Origin of the sequence: uncultured Salegentibacter sp. (genome assembly GCF_963972535.1) — a bacterium.
GTDB lineage: Bacteria > Bacteroidota > Bacteroidia > Flavobacteriales > Flavobacteriaceae > Salegentibacter.
Map to the genome: position 1 here is coordinate 1 of NZ_CAXAVR010000111.1, position 8,313 is coordinate 8,313.

At 37.3% G+C, this 8,313-nt stretch carries 8 protein-coding genes and 1 pseudogene; 3 read left to right on the forward strand and 6 right to left on the reverse strand.

All coding sequences use genetic code 11. The features are described 5' to 3' along the window. Nucleotides 1-668 (reverse strand): annotated as a pseudogene (locus AACZ30_RS11485) (tRNA uridine-5-carboxymethylaminomethyl(34) synthesis GTPase MnmE); the annotation flags it as partial. 130 nt (nucleotides 669-798) lie between these two features. Between AACZ30_RS11485 and AACZ30_RS11490 the strand changes: the two are divergent. Continuing rightward, the gene (locus AACZ30_RS11490; protein WP_075327460.1) at nucleotides 799-1,137 is read left to right on the forward strand and encodes a DUF4870 domain-containing protein; all 339 of its coding nucleotides are present in this window, start codon (nucleotides 799-801) and stop codon (nucleotides 1,135-1,137) included. Between the two features lie 173 nt (nucleotides 1,138-1,310). Here the strand turns inward: AACZ30_RS11490 and dnaN are convergent, their stop codons facing one another. The 5 genes from dnaN to AACZ30_RS11515 form a co-directional block, all read right to left on the reverse strand. Continuing rightward, nucleotides 1,311-2,429: a DNA polymerase III subunit beta gene (gene dnaN / locus AACZ30_RS11495; RefSeq protein WP_057481476.1), complete on the reverse strand. Its 1,119-nt coding sequence runs from the start codon at nucleotides 2,427-2,429 to the stop codon at nucleotides 1,311-1,313. A gap of 199 nt (nucleotides 2,430-2,628) precedes the next feature. Continuing rightward, nucleotides 2,629-4,299: a gliding motility-associated ABC transporter substrate-binding protein GldG gene (gene gldG / locus AACZ30_RS11500; RefSeq protein WP_339649476.1), complete on the reverse strand. Its 1,671-nt coding sequence runs from the start codon at nucleotides 4,297-4,299 to the stop codon at nucleotides 2,629-2,631. Nucleotides 4,300-4,302: 3 nt separating this feature from the next. Next, entirely contained in the window at nucleotides 4,303-5,040 is a 738-nt protein-coding gene (gene gldF, locus AACZ30_RS11505) for a gliding motility-associated ABC transporter permease subunit GldF (protein WP_339649477.1), read from the reverse strand. A 24-nt stretch (nucleotides 5,041-5,064) separates the two neighbouring features. Beyond that, nucleotides 5,065-5,358 carry an antibiotic biosynthesis monooxygenase family protein gene (locus tag AACZ30_RS11510; RefSeq protein ID WP_339649478.1) on the reverse strand — a complete coding sequence of 98 codons (294 nt, stop codon included), beginning with the start codon at nucleotides 5,356-5,358 and terminating at the stop codon, nucleotides 5,065-5,067. Continuing rightward, entirely contained in the window at nucleotides 5,355-6,194 is an 840-nt protein-coding gene (locus AACZ30_RS11515) for an SAM-dependent chlorinase/fluorinase (RefSeq protein WP_339649479.1), read from the reverse strand. Before AACZ30_RS11515 ends, AACZ30_RS11510 begins: the two co-directional genes overlap by 4 nt. Before the next feature lie 220 nt (nucleotides 6,195-6,414). Here AACZ30_RS11515 and AACZ30_RS11520 point away from each other — a divergent pair, with 220 nt between their 5' ends. Both AACZ30_RS11520 and AACZ30_RS11525 read left to right on the forward strand, forming a co-directional pair. After that, entirely contained in the window at nucleotides 6,415-7,368 is a 954-nt protein-coding gene (locus tag AACZ30_RS11520; protein WP_208226121.1) for a PhoH family protein, read from the forward strand. 52 nt (nucleotides 7,369-7,420) lie between these two features. Further along, nucleotides 7,421-8,313: phosphoribosylaminoimidazolesuccinocarboxamide synthase (locus tag AACZ30_RS11525; RefSeq protein ID WP_339649482.1), on the forward strand; the 893-nt coding region annotated here is incomplete at its 3' end.

The window sequence follows — 8,313 nt, forward strand, 5'->3', positions numbered from 1 at the left end:
GGAATTCCGTTTTTAAGCACGTTCCCGGTAGCGAAAGAATCTATTAAACGTTTTAATACCTGCTGAATTCTGGCTACCAATTCTTTAAATTGATCGCGATTAGCGAACTCCACATCTTCTTCAGAAAAATCTAATTCTAATTCGATTAAAGATGCAAAATCTAATAATTCCTGACGTAAACGATGAATTTCATTAGAAAATCCGCCGCGCATTTGTTGCATCGCCATTTGGTGCGAAGCCTGGTTTTCAGAAGAAATTAGATCGGCCACGGCTTCTGCCTGACTAAGATCCATTTTTCCGTTTAGGAAGGCTCGCATGGTAAACTCCCCGGCTTCGGCAGAGCGACAACCTTTTCTAATCATTAACTGAATAATCTCCTGCTGAATATACGGACTCCCATGACAGGAAATTTCTACCGTTTCTTCGCCCGTATAAGATTTAGGCGCTCTAAATATTGAAATTAAAACCTCATCTAAGGTACGATCATCGTCCATTAGATTTCCTAAATGTAAAGTATGGCTGGGCTGTTCGCTTAGCTTTTTTTTACTCTTAGCCTTAAAAAGCGGGGAAACAATATTAAATGCTTCAGGACCGGAAACCCTAATAATCGCAATGGCACCTGCACCCGAAGGTGTGGCAAGCGCTACAATAGTGTCGTTTAATTTCATAAGGCAAAGATAAGCCTCCCCCCAACCCCCTCCAAAAGAGGGGGAGAAAAAATGCATCTTTTAAAAATTGTAACATCGGGCGAAAAAGATCGTCTATTAATATAGAGACATCACATCAATCAAAGAAAAAATGAGAGAAGACAACCAAATGCTCGTTCTTACCCACTTAAGTCAGTTATTGGATTTAGTTACTGGAATTGGGGGTTTTATAGTTCCGTTAATCCTGTGGCTTACCCAAAAAGATAAAGTTGCCGGAATGGACTTTCACGGAAAAATGATCATCAATTTCCAAATAAGTATGTTTATATACAGCTTGTTATGTATTCCGCTAATCTTTTTATTCGGACTTGGTATAATCGCTCTTATTGGGATAGCAATTTTAATGGTGGTTATTCCTATAGTAAATGCTATTAAAGTGAGCAACGGAGAAATACCTAATTATCCGCTAACTATTGAAATTATAAAATAAACCGGAGAAATTTTCAAAACAACAAGGCAGCCGATGGGCTGCCTTTTTTTATTATAACTTCATTCCCTACTTGTTAGAATAAAAAACCTCACAGGTTTTGAAAACCTGTGAGGTTTGAATTTAAAACTAGCTACGTTTTTATATTTAATTTCCCCCTTCGGGAGCCAGGGGGCTTAATTATTAAGCATCACCGGCATAACCAGCATCGTAATTTTTTCTCCCGGGTCTAAACCATCTACAGGAGTTAAAATTCCGGCTCTGTTTGGCAAACTCATTTCCAATTGCACTTCATCTGAAGTAAGATTATTCAGCATTTCAGTAAGAAAACGAGAGTTGAACCCAATTTGCATATCGTCTCCCTGGTAAGAACAGGTTAAACGCTCTTCGGCCTTATTGCTGTAATCTACGTCTTCCGCAGATATATTTAATTCGGCACCAGCAATTTTTAATCTCACCTGGTGCGTGGTTTTATTAGAGAAAATAGACACCCTACGAACCGAACTCAAAAATTGGTTACGTTCAATAGTTAATTTATTCGGATTTTCCTTCGGAATTACCGCTTCGTAATTAGGGTATTTCCCGTCTATCAAACGACAAACTAATTGCGTATCGTCAAAAGTGAATTTCGCATTAGAATCGTTGTATTCTATAAGTACTTCACTTTCACTACCGGCCAAAATTCCTTTTAAAAGGTTTAGTGGCTTTTTCGGCATAATAAAGTCTGAAGCCTGAGAAGCAGTAACATCTTCACGTTGGTATTTCACCAATTTATGCGCATCAGTTGCTACAAAAGTCAAACCTTCAGTAGTAAATTGAAAGAAAACCCCACTCATTACCGGGCGAAGATCGTCGTTTCCTGAAGCGAAAATGGTTTTGCTAATTGCGGTAGCTAAAATATCACCTTCTAAAACGGTGCTGCTTGGATCTTCCAATTCCACAGGATTTGGAAACTCCTCACCATCGGCATAAGCAAGTGCATATTTACCGTGATTAGAGCTTAATTCTATAGTGTTGTTATCTTCAGCAACAAAAGTTAAGGGTTGCTCCGGGAAGGTTTTTAGCGTATCTAAAAGCAATTTTGCAGGAACCGCTATTTTTCCTTCGGAATCTGATTCTACCTTAAGTTTAGCAGACATTGTAGTTTCAAGATCTGAGGCAGAAACCGTAAGCTCGTCCTGCTTAAGATCGAATAAAAAGTTGTCTAAAATTGGAAGGGTGTTGGTGTTGTTAATAACCCCACCCAATATCTGAAGCTGTTTCAGCAAATAACTGCTGGATACAATAAATTTCATCGGCTTTGTGATTAATTAGAAATCATTACAAATATATTTTAATCTGTTAAAAATAAAGCTTGTGCCAACGAGTTTTTATTAACATCAAAAACAAAAAAATATGAAGTAAATAATTACAAAACAGGTACTTACAACGAATAATCTTTTTAAGATTGTTAATATGTTGATTTTATTTCCTGAAAATTAAAATCTAAGAAAGCTATTTCAGGTATTTCCTTTTTCTAAAATAATTAAATCCGAAAGTGAAAAGTCCCAGGATAATTAAAGGAAGAATAATATTAATCACCTGCCATTTTTCGCGTTCATCAGCAGTTTTTTGATCGTCCAGAAAAGCGATATTTATTTCCTTGCTGCGAATATCTATAAGTCCGCTGTCATCCAGCATATAATTTACTGCATTTAGTAAAAATTCTTTGTTTCCATAGGTATTTCCGGTGTAGCGTTCAAGCCCCATTTCTAAAGGCTTTCCGCGCTGCACTTCATTTTTAATAACATCTCCATCTGAAATTACCAGCATTTTGGTTTCTTCATTTTGGTTTAAAGGATTTTCAATTTCAAATGGCTTGATCCTGTTTTTATAAACCGAAGTAAATTCTCCTTCCAGCAAAACGGCCAGTGGCTGCTCGCCATCTTTATAGGAAGCCAAATCCGGTTCCCGGCTTACCATCTCCAGGCTAATTTCGCGGGGCGTACCTTCTACCCTGGTTTGCGGAGAACTGCTTAATAAAATTGTTTTTTCAAGCTTATTCTGAAGCGTATCAATTTGATTGGCATATTCAAATTTCACAGCTTCAATATTATTAATAATAGGGTGATCGTTGGGCGAAGTGGTTAACGGACTGTAAAACCAAGGATACGGATTAAACCGAGTATTATTTCCCTGCCCAGAGGCCAAAATAATCGGCGCTGAGTAAATATCGTTGATCAAAACCGGATTAATCCTAATTCCGTAGGAAAAGAAAAAATCGCCTAAATTAAGATCACGAGGTAAAGCAAAAGCTCTCCCGGAAGGATTCAGCAAACTATCGGTTTCCATAGCAACGGCTTCGGTTAGCCAAAGTGATTTACCACCGCTCATTGTATATTGATCTAAAATATACTTTTCATTTTCGGTAAAGGCCTCGGTAGGTTTTGCCTCGATAATCAAATCGTACCCTTTTAATTGCTGAAGCGTTTTTTGAGGATTTACAGCCGCCGAATCTAAAGTAAACGGCGCCATAAAATAATATTCCTGCAGCGTCTTTATAAAACTAGCTATTTGTGCATCGGGCAACTCACCGTTTCCACGCATTACCGCGATTTTCTTTTTCCGCGGATAAACTAATTTATTCAATGCATTGGCAATAGCATATTCCAACTGCTGTACAGAGCTTGAAACCCGTTCTTCATCGGTAGCACCTAATTTATTTTTTAATAGGGGAATTTGAACCTTTTTGTCTCCCATAGTGGCTACGGCCCAGGGAAAAACCAAAGCCTCAGAACTCTTACCGTTCTCCTGCACGCTTACCCTTGCTGGCGGCATTCCCTGCTGATAAAATTCCTGTGCGGTAGCTTCAGCATCATTACTTTCTTCTAAGGGATTGGTAAAAGTGAATTTTATATTACTGTTATAAGCTGAAAACTCCTCCAGCATTTGTCTGGTTTCATTCCGAAGCCTTCTAAACTCTGATGGAAAATTTCCTTCTAAAAAGACTTCAATAATAATAGGCGAATCAGCATCTGAAACAATTTCCATTGCCGCAGGAGACAGTGTATAACGTTGGTCTCGAGTAAGGTCTATGCGCTCAAAAAAGTTTGCAGCCACTAGGTTTATCACTACAAGTGCAACAAGCCACAGAAAAACGTTTTTATAGGTGTTTTGGTGTTTCAAAGCCTAAGAATTTTTCTGAATTGCTATTAACCTTAACTGTGTAAGTTTTAGAAAGAAAACTATAAAACTTAGAAAATAAATAATATCACGGGTATCTATTACACCTCTGCTTATGCTTTGGTAATGAAAGCTGATACCAAGGTATTCTGCGCCATAATTAGTACTTCCAAATAGGTCTAAATCTCCCAAACCTTCAAAAGCGAAATAACTTAGAAAACATAGAAAAACAGCGATGATAAATGCGATGATTTGATTTTGAGAAAGCGAAGAAGCAAAAATACCAATAGCGGTATAGCAGCCTCCAAGAAAAATTAAGCCCAGGTAAGATCCAAGAGTTGCACCAAGGTCAAAATTTCCCACCGGATTCCCCAGTTGGTGAATAGTAATAACATATAAAATACTGGGCAAAATAGCTAAAATTACCAGGATTAAAGCGCCAAAATATTTTCCTAAAACAAGCTGTGTAAAACCAATTGGGCGAGTTAGCAGTAATTCCATAGTCCCCTGTCGTTTCTCTTCAGAAAAACTCTTCATGGTAATTGCGGGAATAAGAAAAATGAAGATCCAGGGAGCAAGATTAAAGAATGGTTTGACATCGGCAAATCCGTTATCCAGGATATTGTAATCTCCGGTAAAAACAAACAAAAACAAACCACAAACCACCAAAAAGATTCCAATGACCAGGTAACCGATTGGTGATGAAAAAAAAGAATTTATTTCTTTGTTTAAAATGGCCAGCATTGGCAAATATGATTCTAAATTAAATTATTGGCTACTTATAATATTGGTGCTCCAAGCTTCAGGTTTTGCATTAAAAAGCACTTTGGTCTTGGCCCAAACCCCTTTAAATAACTCTGAATTTCGGTAACGTTCTAAAGAGAGCTCATCTACCCAGTAACTATACGTAAAAAAAATGTTTGTATTGTCCTGGTCCCGTAATAACTCCAGTTTATAACAACCGCCAAATTCTCTTATTTTCTTTTTGTTTTGTTCAAAATTAGAAAGGAATTCTTCAATTTTTTCGGGATCAAATTCCATTTTCACAATTCTGTGTATCATTTTTCTTCAAATTTAATAGTTACCGTATCACGGTGTTCCAGTCCAAAAAGTGTAGACGCGCTGCCTACCGTAGAAGGATTACTTTTATAAATTGCCAGTTCTATATACCCGGCCGAATTAAATAGCGCAAGTTTTTTGCCATCTTCTTCTCCCCGATTCTCTTTTTCCACTTCAAAATTAATCCAATCAGAATATGCTTCATAAATTTTTGGAAAAGTGACCATTCGGGCACTAATTAAATAATTTCTTCCTTTGCCTACCTGATCAAAAAGTTTCCGACTAATATTAGTAACTACATTTCCATAATTATCAATATATAAAACGTGACCAACAATCTGGTTTTTTTCAGAATTAATAGCAGGTTCAAACTGTTTTAGGTATTTTATCTCACTAATATTTTTTCCAATTACTTCCAGCGTTCCTCCACGAGCTAAATGGCAGGCTACTTTTACAAACACATCTAAAACCGGGAAATTGGTTTCTATGGCATCGTGAATATTAATTTCCACAATTTTCTCAGGTTTAATTTCTGAAGCCAGCAAAGATAAAATCCCGTTATTGGCACAAATAAAATAGTGATCGTCCAATAAAACAGCCAGGTGTTTATTTTCTGGCGTAAATTCTGAATCGATCCCAATTATATGAATACTACCTTTAGGAAAACTATTATAAGCGTTTTTTATAATGTAGGCCGCTTCACTAATATGAAATGGGGAAACTGAATGTGAAATATCAACAATTCTAACATCTTTTAATTCGCTGTAAATAGCTCCCTTAACCGCTCCCACAAAGTAATCTTTCTCGCCAAAATCGGTGGTTAAAGTAATGATAGCCATAGGTGATTGTTAATATTTTTTTAACTTGTAAGCGCTTATTTTATGTAAGTTTGTATAGTAAGCGAAGTTAAGTTTATTGGTTTTTTTGAAAAAGAAAAGTTAGGTATTTCAACCTATCTTCTAACTGCCAAAATTAACATTAAAACTTAGTAGCAACAAATAAAGAATAACTATAAATAAAAATATTTTGATATTGTTTTTCAACTAAAACCATAAGCCTTTGAACGAAATTGTAATTGAACTTTCTGAGATTAATCCCCGCGAATTTTTTGGGCAACAAAACGAGAATATTGAACTTCTTAAAAAATACTTTCCAAAGCTAAAAATTGTAGCCCGCGGAAATAAAATTAAGGTTTTTGGAGACGAGGAAATGCTGGAAGAATTTGATGAACGCATCACAATGCTAATGGAACACTTCGGAAAGTATAATAAACTGGATGAGAATGTGATTGAAAGGGTGCTAACCAGCGAGAAAAGTTCAGATTATCAAACTTCAGACGAAAGCGGTGAAGTTTTGGTTCACGGGGTGGGCGGCCGATTGGTAAAAGCCCAAACCGCAAACCAAAGAAAGCTGGTTGAGCTAATGCGTAAAAACGATATGGTTTTTGCCATTGGCCCTGCAGGAACCGGAAAGACATACACCGGCGTTGCGCTTGCCGTAAAAGCATTAAAAGAAAAACAAGTTCGCAGGATTATTCTTACCCGTCCCGCGGTTGAAGCTGGTGAAAACCTGGGATTTCTTCCCGGCGATTTAAAGGAAAAATTAGATCCTTATATGCAGCCGCTTTATGATGCGCTTCGGGATATGATTCCGCAGGAAAGACTTGATTCATTTATAGAAAAAGGAGTGATTCAAATTGCACCACTTGCATTTATGCGTGGCCGAACCTTAGATAATGCTTTTGTGATTTTGGATGAAGCCCAAAATACTACCCACGCGCAAATGAAAATGTTTCTTACCCGAATGGGGAAAAGTGCCAAGTTTATGATTACCGGAGATCCCGGGCAAATAGATTTACCACGCAGGGTTATTTCAGGTTTAAAAGAAGCGTTACTCGTGCTTAAAGAAGTAAAAGGTGTAGGAATAATTTACCTTGACGATAAAGATGTGATTCGCCACCGACTCGTGAAAAAGATAATTTCAGCCTATAAAGAAATTGAACATACAGAATAAATCATTTTCAATTTTCACGCAATATAGTTTCAAAATTTCAGAATAGATTCTAATGAACAATACCATTATAAAAACCGATTTCAATTTTCCCGGCCAAACCGATGTTTACAAAGGTAAAGTGCGGGATGTTTATACTTTAAAAAATAATAAACTCGTAATTGTTGCAACAGATAGGCTTTCGGCTTTTGATGTGGTAATGCCAAAGGGAATCCCTTACAAGGGTCAGATCCTTAATCAAATTGCCACAAAAATGATGGAAGCCACACGCGACCTTGTACCCAACTGGCTGGAAGCCACTCCAGATCCTAATGTTGCGGTTGGCCAGGCTTGCGAGCCTTTTAAAATTGAAATGGTAATTCGCGGTTATCTTGCCGGCCACGCTGCCCGGGAATACAAAGCCGGGAAACGTATGCTGTGTGGGGTAGAAATGCCTAACGGAATGAAGGAGAATGATAAATTCCCGGAGCCAATTATTACTCCTGCAACCAAAGCTGAACAGGGCGATCACGATGAAGATATTGCTAAAGAGGAAATTCTAAAACGTGCTATTGTTTCTAAAGAAGACTACGAAATTCTTGAAAAGTATACCAGAAATCTTTTTAAACGCGGAACTGAAATTGCAGCAAAGAGAGGATTGATTTTAGTTGATACCAAATATGAATTTGGTAAAAATGCTGAAGGAGAAATTGTTCTAATAGATGAAATTCACACTCCCGATTCTTCCCGATATTTTTATGCCGATGGTTACCGGGAAAGACAGAATAACGATGAGCCACAAAAACAATTATCTAAAGAATTTGTGAGACAATGGCTTATTGAAAACAATTTCCAGGGAAAAGAAGGTCAAATTCTTCCCGAAATGAGCGATGAATATATCGAATCGGTTTCTGAACGGTATATAGAATTATACGAAAAGATCACCGGGGAAGCTTTTGTAAAAAGCGA